A 20,859-nucleotide genomic window follows, 5' to 3' on the forward strand; every position below is an offset into this window, starting at 1 on the left:
AGACGACCGACATGGCAACCGTGCTCTACCGGCTGGGGCGGGCATCGTTCCGGCACCGCTGGCTCGTCCTGATCATCTGGGTGGTCATCCTCGGCGGGCTCGGTGGTGCGGCGGCCGCGTTCCGCGGCGCCACCTCGAGCGACTTCACCATGCCGGGCACCGAGTCGCAGCGGGCGATCGACGCGCTGAAGTCGCAGTTCCCGGAGGCCAGCGGCGCGACCGGCACCATCGTGATCGGCGCACCGAAGGGGCAGAACCTGCAGGCGTCCAAGGACGCGGTGCAGGGGCTCGTCGCCGAGGCGTCGAAGCTGCCCGGCGTCATCGGCGCGCTCGACCCGTTCCAGACCGGCGCCGTGTCGCCGCAGGGCGACTACGCGCTGGTCACCGTCCAGTTCGCCGAGCGGGCCGACAAGGTCACCGACGAGCAGCGCACCGCGTACGAGGCGAGCGGCGCCGCGGCGGAGCAGGCAGGGCTGCGGGTCGAGCACGGCGGCGAGGTCATGAACAGCGAGCCGGAGGTCGGCGGCACCGAGGGCATCGGCGTCGTCATCGCCCTCGTCGTGCTGGTCGTGACGTTCGGCGCGCTGGTCGCGGCCGGCATGACGATGCTCAACGCGCTCATCGGCGTCGGCGCCGGCATGGCCGGGCTGTACGCGCTCAGCGGCGCCATCCAGCTCACCAGCACCGCGCCGGTCCTCGCCCTGATGCTGGGCCTGGCGGTCGGCATCGACTACTCGCTGTTCATCACCTCCCGGCACCGGCAGCACCTCGTCGAGGGCATCGCGCCCGAGGAGGCCGCCGGGCGCGCGGTCGGCACCGCCGGATCCGCGGTCGTGTTCGCCGGCGCCACCGTCGTCATCGCCCTCGCGGGCCTCGCCGTGGTCAACATCCCGTTCCTGACCGTCATGGGTCTGGCCGCGGCCGGTACCGTCGCCGTCGCGGTGCTCGTCGCCATCACCCTGCAGCCGGCGCTGCTCGGCTTCGCCGGCACCCGCATCCTGCCGCGGCGGCTGCGCAAGGCCGGGCCGGACCTCGCCGACCACACCGACGCCCTCGGGTTCCGGTGGGCGCGGGCGATCACCCGCTTCCGCATCCCCGTGCTCATCATCGGCGTCCTCGGGCTCGGCGCCCTGGCGATCCCGTCGGCGGACATGCGCATCGCGCTGCCCGGCGCCAGCGCCGGGCCCACCGACTCCCCCGCCCGCAAGGCCGCCGACCTCATCGAGGAGGGCTTCGGCCCCGGGTTCAACGGCCGCCTCGCGCTGGTCGTGTCGACCGGCTCCGCCGACACCACGAAGGCGAAGGCGCAGGAGGCGCTCGGCGTCCTGCAGGGCACCCCGAACCTCCTCGCCGCGACCCCGCCCAACTTCAGCCGCGACGGCAAGACCGCGCTCCTGGCCGTCATCCCGAAGACCGGCCCCACCGACGAGGCGACCGAGACCCTCGTCCACGACGTCCGGGCCCGCGTCAAGCAGGTCCAGGGCGCCGACATCGCCCTGACCGGCCAGACCGCCGTCGGCATCGACGTGTCGGAGAAGCTGTCCGACGCGATGCCGCGCTACCTGTCGCTGGTCGTCGGGCTGTCCGTGCTGCTGCTGATGCTCGTGTTCCGGTCGATCCTCGTGCCGCTGAAGGCCGCCGCCGGGTTCCTGCTCACCGTCGGCGCCACGTTCGGCGTCACCGTCCTGGTCTTCCAGAAGGGGCACCTGGCCTCGCTCGTCGGCCTCGACACGCCCGGACCGCTGGTCAGCTTCCTGCCGATCCTGCTCATCGGCATCCTGTTCGGCCTCGCCATGGACTACGAGGTGTTCCTCGTGTCCCGGATGCGGGAGGACTACGTGCACGGCGCCGGCCCGCAGGAGGCGACGATCAGCGGCATGGGCCACGGCGCCCGCGTCGTGACCGCGGCGGCGCTCATCATGACGTCGGTCTTCGCCGGCTTCATCCTGCTCGACGACCCCGTCATCAAGTCGATGGGCTTCGCCCTCGCGATCGGCGTCGCCATCGACGCGTTCGTGGTGCGCATGACCATCGTCCCGGCGGTCGTGTCGCTGCTCGGCCGGTCGGCGTGGTGGCTGCCGGGCTGGCTGTCGAAGATCCTGCCGAACGTCGACATCGAGGGCGAGAAGCTCCGCGAGCACCTCGCCGCCACCCCGGACCCGGAGCCGGTCCGCGTCTGAGCCCTTAACCGGTCGCGGTGGCACGGCGGCCTCGGCAGACTGGCCCGATGACTCAGGTGAGCATCGAGCTCGACGACCGGGGCCGCTACCTCGACGACGCGGCGCAGGTGTGGGCCGAAGGCACCGCCGCCCGCGACGGCACCGAGGTCGCGCCGCTGGAGCTGGCCAGGGTGCCGTTGCAGACGGTGCTGTCGAGCTCGCCCAGGACGATGCTGGTCGTCGCCCTGGGCGAGCGCGTCGTCGGCTTTTCGCTCATCGCACCCCACACCGAACGGACCGCCGCCGTCCGCTACCTCGGGGTGCGCCCCGACGGCTGGGGCGCGGGCGTCGGCCGGCAGCTCATGACGGCGCTGCCGCCGCTGCTCGCCGCCGCCGGGTTCGCCGACGCCGAGCTGGACGTCTACGTCGACAACCCGCGGGCGATCCGGCTGTACGAGCGCCTCGGCTGGCAACCCCTCGGCGATCCCGCCCCGCACCCGCGCAACGGGCGAATCGAGCAGCGGTACCGCCTCGACCTGCCCTCGTGACCCACGGCCCCGCGCGGCTGCGCGCCGTCGTCCACCACGCTCCTTCCTGCCGGGTGCTGCGGCCCCGCTCCCCCGTGGCGCTCACGGTCCGCTCCCCGCTCGCCCGGCACGGCGACGGGCGGCTCACCGGGTCCCGGGCCGCGCTGGTCCTGTTCGGCGCGTGGTGCCGGGTCGCCGCGCGCCCTGTTCCAGCTCGGCGACGCCGTCACCGGCGCCACCGCCGACGTGCCACATCTCCGCGACGTCCGCCGGTACGGCGAGGCCCTCCTGCTCGGCCTCACCGACCTCGACATGGACGTGCTGGTCAGGGACGAGCGGTACCGCCGCCGCCACTGAACGCTTCGGCGTGCTCCTCCACCCAGTCCCGCAGGGTCAACGCCGGCCGCCCGACCACCCGCGGCACCGTGTCGGTCACCGTGTGGTCCCACGCCCCCGACTGCCGTTTGAGCTCCAGCAGCGCCTCCAGCCGGGGCCCACCCCAGCCGCGGCGCTCGAACACGTTCCTGGTCTCCTCGACGGTACGCACGGCGGGCCGCACCGGTTCGCCGATCACCTCGCCGACGATCTCCGCCTGCCGCCGGGGCGACAGCGCCTCGGGGCCGGTGATCGTGTACTCCCGCCCGACGTGCCCGGGCCGGGTGAGGACGGTCGCGGCGACGGCGGCCACGTCGAGCGGGTGCACCATCGCCGACACCGGGTCGGTCTCGGTGACCGTCATGGTTCGCTCGCGGGCGATCCCGTGCGCGTACTGCTCCAGGTACGTCATGAACGTCCCCGGCCGCAGCACCGTCCACGGGATGCCCGACCCGCGGACGACGTCCTCCCCGGCGCGGTGCCCCGCGGAGATCGCGTCGCCGGCCCCGAACGCGACGCCGCTGGTCGACAGCTTGACGAGGTGCCGCACCCCGGCGTCCCGCGCGGCGGCCACGAGCGCCAGCTCCTGCGCCGGCCCCCGGTCGTCGTAGCCGGGGACGAGCACGAACACCGCGCCCACCCCGTCGAGCACCGCGGGCAGCGTCTCGGGCCGGTCGAGGTCGCCGTAGACCTCCCCGGGCCGCGCCGGCCGCCGGGTCATGGCCCGCACGGCATGCCGCCGCGCGAGCAGGGGAACAAGCTCAGAACCGATCGTGCCCGTGGCACCGGTGACGAGAATCATGACTGTTTCCAAGGGTGATCGCGGCGCACTCCGGCGCCGGGCACGAACGAACAAGGGAGCGGCCGCCGCCACCCGCGCAGGGTGCGGCGAGGTACAGACCCCGACCCTCGGTCAGCTCCCCGACCAGGGCCCCGTCTCCGTCGTGTCGTTCTCCCGCGACCACGTCCTCTCCGATCAGCGCCCCACCCTACCGACACCCCACCCTTCACACGAACCGAATTCCGCTACGGTGCGGCGGTGGGAAGCTGCGTCAACTACGTCCTGGTCCGCGACGGTGCGTGCAACTACCTGGACGCCGACGTCAGCGCGCAGGAGATCGAGCGTCTCGCGGCGCTGCTGCGTGGCACGTGAACCCGGCCTGCGCGGATGGGGTCGCCTCCACGAGACGGCCCCATCCGGGTACGAGCAGGGACTACGGGGCGAGGGTGCGCCAGAGGAACTCGAAGGCGAGGGCCCACTTGAAGGCCATCTGCGCGTTGTCGGCGGCGCCGCCGTGGCCGCCTTCGATGTTCTCGTAGTAGTGGACGTCGTGGGCGTGGTCGGTGAGGCGGGCGACCATCTTCCGGGCGTGGCCGGGGTGGACGCGGTCGTCGCGGGTCGAGGTGGTGATCAGGGTCGGCGGGTACGGGACGCCCTGGCGGACGTTCTGGTAGGGCGAGAACAGCCGCAGGTACTCCCAGTCCGAGGCGTCGTCGGGGTCGCCGTACTCGGCCATCCACGAGGCGCCCGCCAGCAGCAGGTGGTAGCGGCGCATGTCCAGCAGCGGGACCGCGCACACGATCGCGCCGAAGAGGTCGGGGTAGCGGGTCAGCATGACGCCCATGAGGAGGCCGCCGTTGGAGCCGCCCTCGATGCCGAGCTGGGCGCGGGTGGTGATGCCGCGCTCGACGAGGTCGGCGGCGACGGCGGAGAAGTCCTCGTAGGCGCGCGGGCGCTTCTCCCGCAGCGCTGAGCGGTGCCACTGCGGGCCGTACTCGCCGCCGCCGCGGATGTTGGCCACCACGTAGGTGCCGCCGCGGGCGAGCCAGCCGCGGCCGATGATCGCGCTGTAGGAGGGGACCCGGGACACCTCGAAGCCGCCGTAGCCGCTCATCAGCGTCGGGCCGGGGCCGGCGGACGGGTCGCCGACGACGAAGTACGGGATCTGGGTGCCGTCGGCGGACGTGGCGAAGAACTGCCGGGTGGTGATCCGGTCGGCGGGGAAGTACGACGGGCCCTGCTTGAGGACGGTCGGCGGGTCGCCGCCGAGGACGCCGTGGCGCAGGGTCGGCGGCAGCGCGAAGCCGCTGGACAGCAGCAGGTACTGCTCGTCGGCGTCGGCGTTGGTGTCCCAGACGTCGGTCTGGCCGAGCTCGGCGCCGCCGAGGACGGTGCGCTGCCACGCGCCGTCGACGTAGCGGACGGCCTCGAGGCGGCTCTGCACGTCGGAGAGCAGCACCAGAATGAGCCCGTCGCGGGTCCAGTCGCTGTACGACAGCGAGGTGTGCGGGTCGGGCGTGAACAGGGTCGTGAGGTCCCGGTCGCCGGCGAGGAACGCGGCGAGGTCGACGATGAGCAGCGACCCGGCCGGGTGGGTGACGCCGCCGACCTCCCAGTCGGTGCGGACCCGGATGAGCAGCCAGTCGCGGTGCAGGTCGACGCCGGCGTCGTCGGGCACGTCGAGCTTGGTGAGGGTGCCGTCGACGAGCAGGTGCCGCTCGGCGTGGAAGAAGTCCAGCGAGCGGCGGATCACGGCGCGTTCGGTGGCGGCGGTCGGGTCGCTGGACGCGCGGACCGACACGTCCTCGGCGGCGCCCTCGAACACGACGGGGGCCGCCGCGACGGGCGTGCCGCGGCGCCACCGCCGCACCTGCCGCGGGTAGCCGGAGGCCGTCATCGAGTCCGGGCCGGTGTCGGTACCGACGAAGATCTCGTCGATCGTGATCCAGCTGACGTCGCTCTTCGCCTCCGGAAGGGTGAAGCCGTCGGGGACGAACCGCAGCTGGTCCAGGTCGAACTCGCGCACGACCGCGGCGTCGGCGCCGCCGCGCGACAGGGACACCAGGGCGCGATGGTCACCGGCGAGGGGGCCGCGGCGCAGGTACGTGACCCCCTGCCACACCCAGTTCTCGTCCTCGGCGGCGGCGAGGGCGTCGAGGTCCAGGACGGTCTCCCAGGCGGGTTCGCCGGCCCGGTAGTCCTCGAGGGTGGTGCGCCGCCACAGGCCACGCGGGTGGTCGGCGTCCTTCCACAGGTTGTAGACCCGTTCGCCGTGCCAGGCGATCATCGGGATCCGGTCGTCGGCGTCCAGGACGGTGCGGATCTCGTCGCGCAGCTCCGCGAAGCGCGCCCCGCCGGTCAGGGCGGCGACGGTCTCGGCGTTGCGGTCCCGGACCCAGGCCATCGCCTCGGCGCCGTCGACCTCCTCCAGCCAGAGGTGGGCGTCCTCAGCGGTGATCGTCTCGGTCATCGGTTCAGTTTGACCGAACGGCGCCGGTCGTCGCCACGCGGACCGCCCACGTGGCGGCGAACGTGGCGGGGTCGACCGCCTTGCCCCACAGCCAGCCCTGCGCCAGCGGCACTCCGAGCGCGACGAGGACCTCGCGCTGGGCCCGGGTCTCGACGCCCTCGGCGACGACGGCGAGGTGCAGGGCGCTGCTCATCGCCACGACCGCCCGGACGATCTCCTCGTCCTCCGCGCTGGTGCCGAGCCCGTTGACGAACGACCGGTCGATCTTCACCCCGGTGACGGGGTGGCGGCGCAGGTAGCCGAGCGCGGAGAAACCGGTGCCGAAGTCGTCGACGGAGATCCGTACACCCAAGGCCCGCAGCTCGACGAGGACCCGTTCGGTGAGGTCGCTGCCCTCGACCATGACCGACTCGGTGATCTCCAGGACGAGGTTGGCGGCGGGCACCCTCGCCTGGCGCAGGGTGGCGCCGAGGCGCTCCGCGAACGCCAGGTCGCCGAGCTGCCGCGGCGACACGTTCACCGACATCCAGAAGTCGTCGTCGACGACGCCGTCGGCGCGCCAGGCGGCGAGCTGCCGCACGGACTCGCGCAGCACCCACGCGCCGAGCGCGGAGATCAGGTTGGAGTCCTCGGCGACGGCGATGAACATGTTCGGCCCGATCCAGCCGCGGACCGGGTGCTGCCAGCGGCACAGCGCCTCGGCGCCGGCGGGCCGGTCGGTGTCCATCGCGATGATCGGCTGGTAGGCGATGCTGAGCTGCTCCTGGGCCACGGCGGCGCGCAGCGCGACCTCGATCTCGACCCGCTCCCGGACCGCGTCGCGCATCGAGGCGTCGAACACGGTCCACCGGTTGCGGCCGGCCGCCTTCGCCCGGTACATGGCGGTGTCGGCGTCCCGCATGAGCGTGTCAGCCTGGTCCGAGCCCCTGGTGGACTGCACGATCCCCATCGACGCGCCGATGACGACGTCCGCGGCGCCGCCGTCGGCGGTCACCACGACGAGCGGCCGCTCCACGCACTCCATGATCCGCCGGGCGTTGGCCATCGCCTCCGGCTCGGTGCAGCGCTGCACGACGACGAACTCGTCGCCGCCGACCCGCGCGATCGTCGCCGCCGCCGGCAGCGCCAGCCGCAGCCGGGTGCCGACGTCGACGATGAGCCGGTCCCCGGCCGGGTGCCCCCACGAGTCGTTGACCAGCTTGAACCCGTCGAGGTCGAGGTAGAACATCCACACGCCGGCGCCGCGCTCCGGCCGCTCCTCGCTGAGCAGCCGCTCGACCATGAGGGTGAGCATCCGCCGGTTGGGCAGGCCGGTGAGCGCGTCGTGGGTCGCCTGGTGCTCGAAGCTGCGCTGCGCGGCGGCGTGACTGTGCACCGCGTCGGCCGCCCGCACCAGCAGCAGCGCGACGATCGCGGCGCCGCCGAGGCCGAGCGCCCAGCGCAGCGCCGTGGTGTCGGCGCCGAGGGTGACGGTGAGGATGAACGGCGCCGCCACCGCCGGCCCGATGACCAGCATCCTCGGCAGCGACCACGCCTGGATCGGCAGCGGCGTCGCCCGGGCGAGGGCCCTCGCGGTCGGGTGCAGCGCGGCGGCGCCGCCGAGCGTGAACGCGAGCAGGAACGGCAGGTCCATCAGCGGCGGCCCGGTGACCTCGCCGTGCCGGCCGATGATCGCGAAGCCGAGGTCGCCGCAGAACATCAGCACCATCATGCCGCCGAGCAGGACGAATGCCGGCTGGCGCACGGCCGTGGTGAACGCCAGGTTGGTGACGAGCAGCACGGTGACGGTGTCCAGCAGCGGGTACAGCCCGGCGATCAGGGTCACGACGAGCGGCCGGCCCGGGATCGTCGCGGCGGGCACGACGAACAGCAGCGTCGAGGTGAGCGCCGCGGCGATGCACACGATGAGCCCGTCGAGCAGCGCCCGCCGGTCCATGCCCCACCGGTTGAGGAACGTGACGAGGGCCGCGATGAAGAACCCGAACCCGCAGACGGTGAACGCGTCGCCGATCTGCGCGACCGGGGCCGGCTGCTCGACCAGCATCGACCGCAGGAGGATCCCGCTGATGAAGAACACCGCGGCGGCCGTCATCATCCGCCACGGCCGCCGGGGGCGCACGTCGTGCAGCCGGGGGCCGAGCCCCCACGCCAGGACGCACGCCACGCCGATGACCGCGGAGGCGAGGTCGGGTGCGACCCCGGCGGCGAACAGGGTGGTGCACAGCAGGCCGAGGCCGAGGAACACCAGCCAGAGCCGGTCGCGGCGAAGGCTCACCCGTGCCCCCTCCAGCCAAGTCGTGGTGCGCGTCCTATCGGCCGCCGCGACTGCCGGTTGAGGGAATCAGTGCAGGTCGCGCAGGGCGTCCTCAATGCCGCGGTGGAAGGTCGGGTAGGCGTAGATCATGTGGCGGAGGGTGTCGACCGGGACCTGGGCGTGGACGGCGACCGCGAGGGCGGACAGGACCTCGCCGCCGACCGGGCCGGCGGAGGTGGCGCCGACGAGGACCCCGCGGTCGGCGTCCTCGACGAGCTTGATGAAGCCCTCGTTGCCGAGCTTGTGGATCCAGCCGCGGGACGACGACGGGACCTGGCCGGTGCCGACCCTGACGCGCAGTCCGGCGGCGCGGGCCTGGGCGGCGGTGAGGCCGACGGCGCCGATCTCCGGGTCGGTGAACGTGACCCGCGGCGCCGCGCGGTAGTCGGCGGGCGGGCCGTCCTCGCCGAGGATGTCGCGCACGGCGATGCCGGCCTGGTACATCGCCATGTGGGTGAACGCGCCATGGCCGGTGACGTCGCCGACGGCCCAGACCCGGTCGGCGGCGCGCATCCGGTCGTCGACGGTGACGGCGCGGGCGGTGGGGTCGAGGCCGAGCTTGTCGACGCCGAGCCTGGACAGGTCGACCTTCCGGCCGGTCGCGACGAGGAGCTTCGCCGCGGTGACCGCGGAGCCGTCGCCGAGGGTCACCGTGAATCCGGTGTCGTCGTGGCGTACCGACGACGCCTTCGCGCCGACGTGGACGGTGACGCCGTCGCGGGTGAGCGCGTCGCGGGCGAGGTCGGAGGACTCCGGCTCCTCAAGGGCGAGGAGGCGGTCGGCGGCCTCGACGACGGTGACCGTCACGCCGAAGCGGGCGAAGACCTGGGCGAGCTCGACGCCGATCGCGCCGCCGCCCAGCACGATCAGCGACGCGGGCAGCGTGGCGGCCTCGATCGCCTCGCGGTTGGTCCACAGCGGGGTGCCGGCGAGGCCGTCGATCGGCGGGATCGCCGGCTCGGTCCCGGTGCCGATCACGATGCCGCGGGTCGCCTGGAACCCCCGGTCGCCGACCGAGACCTCGTCCGGACCCGTCACGGACGCCCAGCCGCGGACGAAGGTGACGCCCTTGCCGACCAGGCGGTCGACGGCGACCTTGTCGTCCCACGAGTCGGTGGCCTCCTCGCGGATCCGGCGGGCGACCGGCGCCCAGTCCGCGTGCACCTCCGACGTGCCGGCCAGGCCGGGCACGCGGCGGGCCTCGGCGAGCGCGTTGCCGGCCCGGATCATCATCTTGCTCGGCACGCAGCCCCAGTACGGGCACTCGCCGCCGACGAGCCGCCCCTCGATCCCCACCACGGTCAGTCCCGCCTCGGCGAGCCGGCCGGCGACCTCCTCGCCGCCGACTCCGAGCCCGACCACGATCACGTCCACGGTTTCCGCCATGGTCCTCACCCTAGGGCGCATCGCCCGCCGGAACCCTTACAAAGCCGTGTCGGGTGACCGGAGCGTGCCGCGCCGAGGGGGATGACAGCAGGTCAGAAAGCCTGTCGGGCGATCGGCGCATTCTGGTGATGGGCCAGTGACTTTCGGTGTATGGCACCTCATCGTGGTGACTCGAACGCATGGAGTGAGTGCGTTCGTGCTCCATGGATGGGGAGATGCAGATGATGAAGCCGATGACGGGCCGCCGTCGACTGCGCGCTGGCGCGTCGGGGCTGGTGGCCGTCGCGACGTCGTTGGGGCTGCTCGGGGTCGGCGGTCCCGCCGCCGCCGTGACCAGCCCGGAGCCGACCGGCGCGAGCCGGTTGGGCGGTGGCTGGTCGGCCGACGAGTGGCCGGCCGGCGCGGGCACCACGGTCAAGAGCGTGCGGTCGATCATCAAGGCCGACAGCGGCGCCGCGGCGTCGCTGACCGGCCAGGGGGTCGGCATCGCGCTGATCGACACGGGGGTCGCCCCGGTCGCCGGGCTGCCGGCGGCGCAGGTCGTCAACGGCCCGGACCTGTCGTTCGAGTCGCAGTCGGGCCAGCTGCGCTACCTGGACACGTTCGGCCACGGCACGCACATGGCCGGAATCATGGTCGGCAACGACGCGGCGTCCGGCACGATCGGCCTGGCCCCGAAGGCGAAGGTGACCTCCGTCAAGGTCGGCACCGCGACCGGCGCCAACGACGTGTCGCAGATGATCGCCGCGATCGACTGGGTGGTGCAGAACCGCAACCACGACCCGGCGAGCCCGATCCGGGTGCTGAACCTCAGCTACGGCACCAGCGGGATGTCGGCCTCGACCGTGGACCCGCTGATGTACGCCGTCGAGCAGGCCTGGCAGGCCGGCATCGTGGTCGTCGTCGCCGCCGGCAACGACGGCAACACCACCACCGCGCTCACGAACCCGGCGATGGACCCGTTCGTGCTCGCCGTCGGCGCGTCGACCACGAACAACACCATCGCGACGACCGACGACGACCTCGCGACGTACACCAACAACTCCAACGCGACCCGCAAGGTCGACATCCTGGCGCCGGGCACGTCGATCGTCTCCCTGCGCGACCCGGGCTCCAACATCGACCAGCAGTACGCGTCGGCGCGGGTCGGCGACACGGGCTTCAAGGGCAGCGGCACGTCGCAGGCCGCGGCCGTCACCGCCTCCGCCGTGGCGCTGCTGCTGCAGCAGCGGCCGTCGCTGACCCCCGACCAGGTGAAGAAGCTGCTGACGTCCACCGCGACGACGCTGACGACCGGCACCGCCGCGGCCAAGGGCCTGAAGGAGCTCAACGTCTCCGCCGCGGTCGCCGCGGCCACCCCGTCGGCCACGCAGAGCCTCACCAAGGGCACCGGCACCGGTTCGCTGGAGACCACCCGGGGCGGCAACCACCTGTCGTTCAACAACATCGAGCTCAAGGGCGAGCAGTCGATCTTCGGCCCGTTCAACGGCACCGCGTGGGCCAACCTCGCCGCGCAGAAGACGTCCTGGAACGGCGGCATGTGGATGGGGTACCGCATGGCCGGCGACACCTGGACGGGTGCGGGCGGCACGGGCGGGACCGGCCAGGTCACCGGCTACGCGGGCAAGTGCATCGACGTGCAGAACCGGCAGAGCATCAACGGCACGCCGGTCCAGCTGTACGACTGCAACAACACGCCGGCGCAGTACTGGGTCCTGGCCGCGGACGGCAGCGCGCAGGCGCTCGGCAAGTGCCTGGACGTCACGGGCGCCGGCACCGTCAACGGCACGAAGGTCCAGCTCTACGACTGCAACGGCACGCCGGCCCAGCAGTGGCGGGTCAACACCGCCCGCCAGCTGGTGAACGTCAACGCGAGCAAGTGCCTCGACGTGACCGAGTGGAACTCCGCGAACGGCACCCAGCTGCAGATCTGGGACTGCGGTGACCAGGACAACCAGCGCTGGGTCCCGCCGTCGACGTCGCGCACCTGGGCCGCGGCCTCGTGGCAGGGCTCGCCGTGGACCGGCACCGGCTCCTGGAGCGACCCGGAGTGGTCCGAGCAGTACTGGACCGGCCACTACTGGTCCGGGCACTACTGGAGCGGCCACTACTGGTCCGCCGACGACTGGGCGACGTCCAGCTGGTCGTAACCTCCCGAAACGAAGGGCGCCCCCACCCACGGGGGCGCCCTTCGTGCCGCTGACCGAGTGCCGCTGACCGAGTGCCGCTGACCGAGTGCCGCTGACCGAGTGCCGCTGACCGAGTGCCGCTACCCGAGGACGGCGTCCGACAGCACGGGCCACACCTCGGCGGACCACTCGCCGAAGTCGCGGTCGGTCAGGCAGGCGCAGGCGAGGCCGGCGACCGGGTCGACCCACAGGAACGTGCCGGAGCGGCCGAAGTGACCGAACGTGGCGGGCGAGTTGCGCGACCCCGTCCAGTGCGGCGACTTGCCGTCGCGGATCTCGAAGCCCAGCCCCCAGTCGTTCGGGTCCTGACGGCCGAAGCCCGGCAGTACACCGGAGACCCCCGGGAACTGGACGGTGACGGCCTCCGGCATCAGGTCCGGGACCAGCGACGGGTCCAGGAGCTCCTGGCCGAGCAGGGCCAGGTCCGACAGCGGCCCCCGGGCCCCGGCGGCGGGTGAGCCTTCGAGGGTGGTGCCGCCCATCCCGAGCGGCCGCAGCACGGACTCGGTGAGCAGCTCCGCGAACGTGCCGCCGGTGCGGGTCAGGACGAAGTCGGCGAGCAGCTCGAACCCGCGGTTGGAGTAGATCCGCTTCCGGCCGGGCGCGGCGACCTGCGTGTCGTCGTCGAACGCGACTCCGGAGGTGTGGGCCAGCAGGTGCCGGACCGTGGCGCCCTCGGGGCCGGCGGGCTCGTCGAGCAGGACGTCGCCCTTGTCGACCGCGACGAGCACCGTGAGCGCCGTCAGCAGTTTCGTGACGGACGCCCACGGCAGGGGGTCGTCCGGACCGGTGCGGTCGCGGATCCCTTCGGGACCCACGACCGCGACCGATGCGGTGGTGACTGGCCAGGTGCTGACGAGATCAAGTGCGCTCACGCTCTCGAACCTACGGCAGCGCGGCCCGGGCGCTACGGCAGGGCGTTCAGGAACGGCTCCTGGGTGTTCATGAACTCCCAGGAGTAGTACCGGTCCCAGTTGATCGACCAGGTCATCAGGCCGCGGAAGTTGGGCGAGGTGCCGCCGCGCAGGGTGTACCCGCCGCAGCCGGTGCCCTTGACGAGGCAGTTCACGGCCGCCTGGACGACCGCGGGGGCGACGTAGCCGTTGCCCGCGCTGACCGCCGCCGGAACGCCGAAGGCGATCTGGTCCTCGCGCAGCCCCGGGAACGTCTGGCCGGTGTTCGCGACCGGGAAGCCGGCCTTCATCATGTCGGTCATCGCGATGTGGAAGTCGGCGCCGCCCATCTGGTGGTACTGGTTGTCCAGGCCGGTGATCGGGCCGGAGTTGTAGTCCTGGACGTGCAGCACGGTGAGGAAGTCCCGCACGGCGTGGATGACCGGCAGGTAGGACCCGGCCCGGTTGTCGCCCTGCGTCGTGCCGCCGTAGAACTGGTAGCCGAGCTGCACGAAGAACGTCTCCGGCGCCATCGTCAGCACGAACTTCGTGCCGTACTTCGCCTTCAGCGACTTGAGCGCGGAGATCAGGTTCACCACGACCGGGGTCGTCGGGTTGCGGAAGTCGGCGTCACCGGCGTTCAGGTAGAGCGAGTGGCCCTCGAAGTCGATGTCGAGGCCGTCCAGGCCCCACCGGTCGATGATCGCGCTGACCGAGTTGACGAACGCGTCGCGGGCGCCGGCGGTGGTGAGCTGCACCTGGCCGTTCTGGCCGCCGATGGAGATCAGGACCTTCTTGCCCTGGGCCTGCTTCGCCTTGATCGCGGCGAGGAACTCAGCGTCGGACTCGACGTTCGGGCATTCCGCGACCGGGCAGCGGTTGAACCGGATGTCGCCGGACGTCACCGAGGTCGGCTCGCCGAACGACAGGTTGATGATGTCCCAGGCGGCCGGGATGTCGGCCATCCGCACGTAGCCGGAGCCGTTGGCGAAGCTGGCGTGCAGGTAGCCGATGAGCGCGTGCTTCGGCAGCCCGGTGACCGGCGGCTGGGACGTGGACGGCGACGGCGACGTGGACGGGGACTTCGACGGCGACGGGCTGGCGCTCGGGCTCTTGCTCGCCGTGGGTGACGCGGTCGTCGGGCTCGGCTGCCCGCCGGGGCCGTCGAGGGAGATGTCGTCGGCCTGGTACGCGCCGGTGCCGTACCAGCCGTGCAGGAACACCTGCACCGACGTCTGGCCGGCGGCGGTGGTGAACGGCACGGTGAGCTTGCTGTAGGCGGTGCCGCTGGTCCAGGTGGACGCGCCGCCGGTGATGCCGAGGTACACGTAGGAGCCGCGGACCCAGCCGGTGAGCGTGTAGGCGGTGTTCGGCTGGACGGCGACGGTCTGCGTGCACTGGGCGGTGTCGGACGCGGTGGCGTTGCCGTTGAGCGCGTAGGACCCGGAGTGGACCGGGCTGGTCACGGCCCCGGACCCGGTGCCGGTACAGGACCACCCGGACAGGTTTCCGCTCTCGAAACCGGGATTGGTCAGCAGGTTGGCGGCGTAGGCGTTGGTCGTGACGAGCAAACCGGTCACCAGCAGGGTCGCGGCGCCGAGGATGAGCGCTATGCGCTTGCGCTTCATGGGGGTGTCCTCCATCGACGGTGGTCGCCATTATTAGGTTTCTTAACTGTTCCTGTCCAGTGGTGAAATGATCGGCATGGACAACGTGTTCCACGACAACATGCTCTGGCCGACGGTCGTGGTGCTGCCGAAACGCTCCGGATGGTCACTGTGGGGCGGCAACGCGGACGACGGCACCGACTTCCTGCTCCCGGTCGGGCCGCGGTACGCGCTGTTCGACACCGCCGACGGGCTCTGCGACCACGTGCGCCGCGACGGGTCCGCGCACGTGCTCTCCCGGACCTTCGGCTGGGCCGGTCTCCGCAAGGGGCTGCGCGGCCCGACCCCGGACGTCTCGGATGCCTACGAGTTCCGGCTGGACCGCCTGGCGAAGTGGTCGCCGCAGGACGGAGAGGGCGCCGGCGGGCTCGTCGACTGCCTCGACCTCATCCGCGACCTGGGCCGCCAGTTCGACGACGCCCTGCTGACCGAGCTGAGCGAGCCGGGCGGCGCCCTGCGCCAGCTGTACGACAACCTGTGGGGCGAGCTGTGGGACGACGCCCCGAAGCTGCAGCCCGAGCGGGTCGCGAAGGCCGCGAAGCAGGCGGTCGCCCGGCTTGCCACCCTCGCCACCTGGAACCCGGCGGGCTGACCACCGGGTCCCGCTCGGTCAAGCGCTGTTCATCTGCCGTTTACCTCCAACCCGCGCGGGTAGCTGCCTGCTCAGAACCTCGGCCTAAGGAGGTCGCCATGACCACGCAGACCAAGGCCGCTCCCCGCACCCGGCGGACCCGCAAGGACGATGCGACGGCCAAGCCGAAGGGCGCTGAAGCCGCCACGGCGGAGCCCACGCAGACCAAGGCCGCTCCCCGTGCCCGGCGGACGCGTCACGCCGAAGTGACGGCACGGCCGCACGGCACCGACGGCGCGAACGCCCACCCCATGCGGACGGCCGCCCACCAGGTGACCGACCACAACAGCACCCACCTGAGCGTGCCGAAACTGGGCACCCTCCAGCTGCCCCCGGCCGACGAGCTCGCCTTCCTGGGCGGCATCGGCGTCCTGGCCGTGCTGGGCGCCATCGAATGGCCGGTGGCCGTGGTCGTAGCGGCCGGCCACACGCTGGCGACGAACCGGCGCAACAAGGTCGTGCACGAATTCGGCGAGGCGCTGGAAAAGGTCTAGCCAGGTGGCGCTGCTCGACCTGGTGCGGACCCCGTCCCGGCTGGTGGCCGGGGCGGCCCGTGCCGTCGCCGGCCGGTCCCCGGGCGAGCCGGTGACCACCGACCGCGTCGCCGTCGACGCCCCGGGCGTCGCCCGCCCGGAGGCGGCCGAATACCGGACGGCGCTGGGCAGCGCGCTGCGGCAGGTGCCCGGCGTCTCGTGGGCGGTGGTCAACGCTCCGTTGCAGCGGGTCGTGCTGGGCGTCACCCGGCCCGCGCCCACCCGCGCGCAGCTCACCGCGGCGGTGCGGGCGGTGCGGGAGCGGTACCCCGGCCTCCACGACGGGCAGGCCGACCGTGCGCCGGCACCGGATCACCCCGCGGCCCTGGAGCGGGCCGCCACGGCCCTGGTCGCCGATGCCGCCGGCCTGGTGGTCGCCACCTTCGGCCGCATCGCCCGGCACGTGCCCGGCGCCGTCGAGGCCGCCTCCCTCATCCCCTTCGTCGACACCCAGCCGAAGGTGCGGGCCGTCCTCGAACGGGCGCTCGGCCGCGACCGGGCCGACTCCGTGCTCGCGCTCAGCAACGCCGCGGCGCAGGGCCTGGTCGGCGGCGTCTCCGGGCTGGGCGTGGACGCGGCCGTGCGCTTCGGTCAGCTGGCCGAGGCCCGGGCCCGGCGCGACGCCTGGCGCGCCGAGCCGGCGCTGCTGCGCACGCCTGAGCGGGCGGCCGCCGACCCGGTCGTCACCGAACGGCCCTGCCCTCTGCCGGACGGGATCGTCGAGCACTACGCCCCGCGCAGCGTCGCCGTCGGGGCCGGGGCGGCCGGCGTCGCGCTGGCCGCGGGCGGCGCCGGGCGGGCGGCCGCGATCGCGGTGGCCGGCCTGCCCAAGGCCCCGGGGGCCGGGCGGGAGTCCTTCGCCGCGCAGCTGGGCCGCACGCTCGCCGGCCGCCGCGCGCACGTGATGGACCCGGGCGTCCTGCGCCTGCTCGACCGCGTCGACACGGTGATCCTCGACCCGGCCGTCCTGACCACGGGCCGCCTCATGGTCCAGGACGTGCATCCGCTGCCCGGGGCCGACCCGGACGAGGTCCGGCTCCAGGCCCACCGGCTGTTCAGCGCCGAGGCGACCGGCCAGCCGGTGGAGCAGGGCGGCTGGCTGCTCGGACCGGTCGACCAGCTGCGGCTGCGCGGCCGGACCGGCGCCCGGACCCGGCAGCGCCTGCACCGTGACGGCGCCGTGCACGTGCTCGGGCTCGCGCACGGCACCCGGCTCGAGGCGCTGGTCGGTCTCGTGCCCCAACCGGCCGCCAGCGCCGACGCGCTCATTGCGGCGGCCCGGCGCAGCGGCACCAGGCTGGTCTTCGCCGGCGGCCGGCCCCCGGGGGCCGAGCGGATCGACGCCGGCGACGTTCCCGGCCGCCAGCACCTGCTCGGCAACGTCCGTGAGCTGCAGGCCGACGGCCACGTGGTGCTGCTGGTCTCCGACCAGGCCGCCGCGCTGGCCGGCGCCGACGTCGGCATCGGGGTGCACGGGCCGGACGCCCGGCCGCCCTGGGGCGCGCACGTGCTGGCCGGCGACGTCCTGGAGACCGCCGCCCTGCTCATCGACGCGATCGACGTCGCCCGGCGGGTCGGCCGGCGCGGCGTCCGCCTGGCCGAGTCCGGATCCGCGATCGGCGCGATCACCACGATCACCGGCGCACCCCGGGGCGCGGCCCGCCGGGCCCTGCTCTCCGTCAACGGCGCCGCCGCCCTGTCCGTGGTGCAGGGCGTGTGGGCCGCCGCTGAGCTCGCCCGCCGGCCCATCTCGCCGCCCGTGTCCAGCACCGCATGGCATGCGCTGCCCGCCGGCAAGGTCCTGCAGCTGCTCGAATCCACCGGCGGCGGGCTGGCCGCCCGGACGGCGCTGCGCCGGCACCGGCCCGACGCGCAGATCAGCCCGCCCAGGCCCAGCCTCATGCGCTCCTTCGCCGAGGAGCTGGCCAACCCGCTGACCCCGATCCTCGCCGGCGGCGCGGCCCTGTCCGCGGCGATCGGTTCCCTGGTCGACGCCGGCATCGTGCTGGGCGCCAGCGCCATCGGCGCGGTGGTCGGCGCGGTCCAGAAGACGGTGACCGACCGTGCCGTCGCGGAGCTGCTGGCCCGCTCGGCGGTGATGGCCACGGTCCGCCGCGACGGCCGGCCGGTGCGCCTGCCCGCCGACCAGCTGGTGCCCGGCGACGTCATCCAGCTGGCGCCGGGTGACGTCATGCCCGCCGACTGCCGGCTCATCGAGGCGCAGGCCCTGGAGATGGACGAGTCCTCGCTGACGGGCGAGTCGATGCCGGTGGCCAAGCGCACCGCGCCGGTCCTCGCCGCCGACGTCGCCGACCGCACCTGCATGGTGTACGAGGGCTCGACGGTGACGGCCGGCCGGGCCGTCGGCGTCGTGGTCGCCACCGGGGCGGCGACCGAGGCCGGCCGCAGCATGGCCACCGCCGCCCAGGCGGCACCGGCCACCGGGGTGGAGGCGCGGCTCGGGCAGATCACCCACACCACGCTGCCGATCGCGCTGGGCTCGGGCGCCGCCGTCATGGCCGCCGGGCTGCTGCGCGGCCGCCCGGTGCGCGACACCATCGGCGCCGGCGTGGGACTGGCCGTGGCCAGCGTCCCCGAGGGGCTGCCGTTCCTGGTCAGCGCCGCGCAGCTGGCCGCGGCCCGGCGGCTGTCCCGCCAGGGCGCGCTGGTCCGCAACGCCCGGACGATCGAGGCGCTGGGCCGGGTGGACGTGCTGTGCTTCGACAAGACCGGCACCCTGACCCAGGGCCACATCCGGCTGGCGGCCGTCGCCGACGCCGCCACGATCCGGCCGGTGGACGGCCTGGACCCGGCGCACCGGGCGGTGCTCGCCGCCGGCCTGCGGGCCACCCCCGCCCCCACCGGCGGCCAGCCGCTGGCCCACCTCACCGACCGCGCCGTGCGCGGCGGCGCGGAGGACGCGGGCGTCGACGAGTCCGCCGGCGCGCCGGGCTGGCAGGTGCGCACGACGCTGCCGTTCGAGCCCAGCCGCGGGTACCACGCCACGGCCGCGACGACGACCGCCGGCCGGCTGCTGTCCGTGAAGGGCGCGCCCGAGCTGGTGCTGGCCCGCTGCACCACCTGGCGTGCCGGCCCCCGCGAGGAGCGGCCGCTCTCCGGCGCCGGCCGCCGCCGCGTCCGCCAGCAGCTGGAGCGGCTCACCCGGCAGGGTTTCCGCGTCCTCGCCGTGGCCGAGACCCACAGCCCTGCGGAGGCCGGCCTGACCGACGACGCCGTGGCCCGGCTGTGCTTCCTCGGCTTCCTCGCCCTCGCCGACCCGGTGCGCGCGACCGCCGGCGCCTCGCTGGACGAGCTGCGCACGGCCGGCGCGCAGATCGTCATGATCACCGGGGACCACCCCGCCACCGCCGAGACCATCGCCGGCGAGCTCGGCCTGCTCAACGGGCACCGGGTCGTCACCGGCGCCGACATCGACGCCCTGGACGACCGCGCGCTGCGTGACCTGGTGCCCAACATCGCGGTGGTCGCCCGCGGCACGCCGGCCCACAAGGTCCGCGTGGTGCAGGCGTTCCAGGCCAACCAGCGGGTCGTGGCGATGACGGGCGACGGCGCCAACGACGCCCCCGCCATCCGCCTCGCCGACGTCGGCATCGCGCTCGGCCAGCGCGGCACGCCCGCCGCCCGGGCCGCCGCCGACCTCGTCGTCACCGACGACCGCCTGGAGACCATCATCGCCGCGCTGGTCGAAGGCCGCGCCATGTGGCGGGCCGTGCGGGAGGCGCTCGGCATCCTCGTCGGCGGCAACCTCGGGGAGATCGGCTTCACCGTCCTCGGCGCCGCGATCACCGGCGCCTCGCCGCTCAACGCCCGGCAGCTGCTGCTGGTCAACCTGCTCACCGACCTGGCGCCGGCCCTGGCGGTCGCGCTGCGCCGGCCGGACTCCGGCACCAACGGCGTCCTGCTGCGCGAGGGCCCGGAGGCGTCGCTCGGCGCCGCGCTGACCCACGACATCGCACTGCGCGCGGCGGCCACCGTCACCGGCGCCACCGGCGCGTGGGTCGCCGCCGCCACCCTCAGCGGCCGCGGCGTGCGGGCCCGCACCGTCGCGCTGGCCGCGCTGGTCGGCACGCAGCTCGGCCAGACCCTGCTCGTCGGGTGGACCAGCCCCGGCGTCCTCGTCGCGAGCCTGGGCTCCGCCGCCGTGCTCGCCGGCGTCGTCCAGACCCCCGGCCTGAGCCAGTTCTTCGGCTGCACCCCGCTGGGCCCGGTCGGCTGGGGCATCGCCACCACCGCCGCGACCGCCACGATGCTCGCCTCCGCGGCGGCCCCCGTGCTGGCGCGCCGCCTGCCGCCGGAGCTCACGGCGCGGCTCACGGAGGCGCTGCACCCGGAGCGCCTGGCCGAACTCGCCGGGCGCGTGCTGCCCGCCCACGTGCTTGCCCCGCACCCGCACTGAGACGCGCGACAAAGTCGGGTGCCGGCTGTCCGGTCCGTCAGTACGCTCGCCGGCGTGAGCAGGACGGTCAAGGCGCCGAGCACGGCACGGCTGCGGGGGATCCCGGCCAACGCCGCACAGGTGCTCATCGCCGACGCCCGGCCCGACGAGGCCGACCACGCCGACGCCGCCAGGATCGTGGTCACCGGCGGCGACATCGCGGGGCCGGCGCGGGTGCTGAGCGTCGTGGACGGCGGCGTCAGGGACAGCGAGCACTGCTGGTGCGGTGACCGGCCCACGATGGTCGTGTCCGGCGCCGACGGTCGCGAGCTCGCCCGGTGGACCGTGCACGGTCAGACGCGGCTCAGCGGCCTCGGCGACCGCGCCGCCGAGCTGCGCGACGCCGCCGCGCTGATCGGATGGCCGGCGGAGCACGGCCTGACCGGTCCACGGGACGCCCAGCTCAGGGCCGCCCGTGCGGCGGCGGACAGCGAGGCGCGGCGGGTTCGCTGGGTGGCGGCCGCGCCGCTCGGCCTGC

At 74.0% G+C, this 20,859-nt stretch carries 12 protein-coding genes; 6 read left to right on the forward strand and 6 right to left on the reverse strand.

The genetic code is table 11. The features are described from left to right. Positions 1 to 11: 11 nt before the first annotated feature. Positions 12 to 2,180, forward strand: coding sequence for an MMPL family transporter (locus AB0J72_RS07710; protein ID WP_363395762.1), 2,169 nt, complete (start codon positions 12 to 14; stop codon positions 2,178 to 2,180). Between the two features lie 47 nt (positions 2,181 to 2,227). Next, positions 2,228 to 2,707: a GNAT family N-acetyltransferase gene (locus AB0J72_RS07715; RefSeq protein WP_363395765.1), complete on the forward strand. Its 480-nt coding sequence runs from the start codon at positions 2,228 to 2,230 to the stop codon at positions 2,705 to 2,707. 304 nt (positions 2,708 to 3,011) lie between these two features. On the opposite strand, the gene AB0J72_RS07720 is transcribed toward AB0J72_RS07715, so the two are convergent. From AB0J72_RS07720 to AB0J72_RS07735, 4 genes are all read right to left on the reverse strand, one after another. Further along, entirely contained in the window at positions 3,012 to 3,863 is an 852-nt protein-coding gene (locus AB0J72_RS07720; protein ID WP_363395768.1) for an NAD(P)H-binding protein, read from the reverse strand. 412 nt (positions 3,864 to 4,275) lie between these two features. After that, a complete protein-coding gene (locus AB0J72_RS07725; protein WP_363395771.1) occupies positions 4,276 to 6,312 on the reverse strand; it encodes a prolyl oligopeptidase family serine peptidase in 2,037 nt (678 codons plus the stop codon). Positions 6,313 to 6,316: 4 nt separating this feature from the next. Then, positions 6,317 to 8,587, reverse strand: coding sequence for an EAL domain-containing protein (locus AB0J72_RS07730; protein WP_363395774.1), 2,271 nt, complete (start codon positions 8,585 to 8,587; stop codon positions 6,317 to 6,319). Between the two features lie 66 nt (positions 8,588 to 8,653). Continuing rightward, positions 8,654 to 10,012, reverse strand: coding sequence for an NAD(P)/FAD-dependent oxidoreductase (locus AB0J72_RS07735; RefSeq protein WP_363395777.1), 1,359 nt, complete (start codon positions 10,010 to 10,012; stop codon positions 8,654 to 8,656). A gap of 215 nt (positions 10,013 to 10,227) precedes the next feature. Between AB0J72_RS07735 and AB0J72_RS07740 the strand changes: the two genes are divergently transcribed. Further along, a complete protein-coding gene (locus tag AB0J72_RS07740) occupies positions 10,228 to 12,162 on the forward strand; it encodes a S8 family serine peptidase (protein WP_363395779.1) in 1,935 nt (644 codons plus the stop codon). 119 nt (positions 12,163 to 12,281) lie between these two features. On the opposite strand, the gene AB0J72_RS07745 is transcribed toward AB0J72_RS07740, so the two are convergent. Continuing rightward, positions 12,282 to 13,076 carry a serine hydrolase domain-containing protein gene (locus AB0J72_RS07745; protein ID WP_363395782.1) on the reverse strand — a complete coding sequence of 265 codons (795 nt, stop codon included), beginning with the start codon at positions 13,074 to 13,076 and terminating at the stop codon, positions 12,282 to 12,284. Positions 13,077 to 13,108: 32 nt separating this feature from the next. Further along, positions 13,109 to 14,722: a glycosyl hydrolase family 18 protein gene (locus AB0J72_RS07750; RefSeq protein ID WP_363395785.1), complete on the reverse strand. Its 1,614-nt coding sequence runs from the start codon at positions 14,720 to 14,722 to the stop codon at positions 13,109 to 13,111. A gap of 76 nt (positions 14,723 to 14,798) precedes the next feature. Between AB0J72_RS07750 and AB0J72_RS07755 the strand changes: the two genes are divergently transcribed. From AB0J72_RS07755 to AB0J72_RS07765, 3 genes are all read left to right on the forward strand, one after another. Beyond that, positions 14,799 to 15,353: a hypothetical protein gene (locus AB0J72_RS07755; protein WP_363395788.1), complete on the forward strand. Its 555-nt coding sequence runs from the start codon at positions 14,799 to 14,801 to the stop codon at positions 15,351 to 15,353. A 98-nt stretch (positions 15,354 to 15,451) separates the two neighbouring features. After that, a complete protein-coding gene (locus AB0J72_RS07760; RefSeq protein WP_363395791.1) occupies positions 15,452 to 15,886 on the forward strand; it encodes a hypothetical protein in 435 nt (144 codons plus the stop codon). 4 nt (positions 15,887 to 15,890) lie between these two features. Next, entirely contained in the window at positions 15,891 to 20,342 is a 4,452-nt protein-coding gene (locus AB0J72_RS07765) for an HAD-IC family P-type ATPase (RefSeq protein ID WP_363395794.1), read from the forward strand. The last annotated feature ends 517 nt before the right edge of the window (positions 20,343 to 20,859 follow it).

The sequence above is a fragment of the Dactylosporangium sp. NPDC049742 genome, from assembly GCF_040674675.1.
In the GTDB taxonomy this organism is placed as follows: Bacteria; Actinomycetota; Actinomycetes; order Mycobacteriales; family Micromonosporaceae; genus Dactylosporangium; species Dactylosporangium maewongense.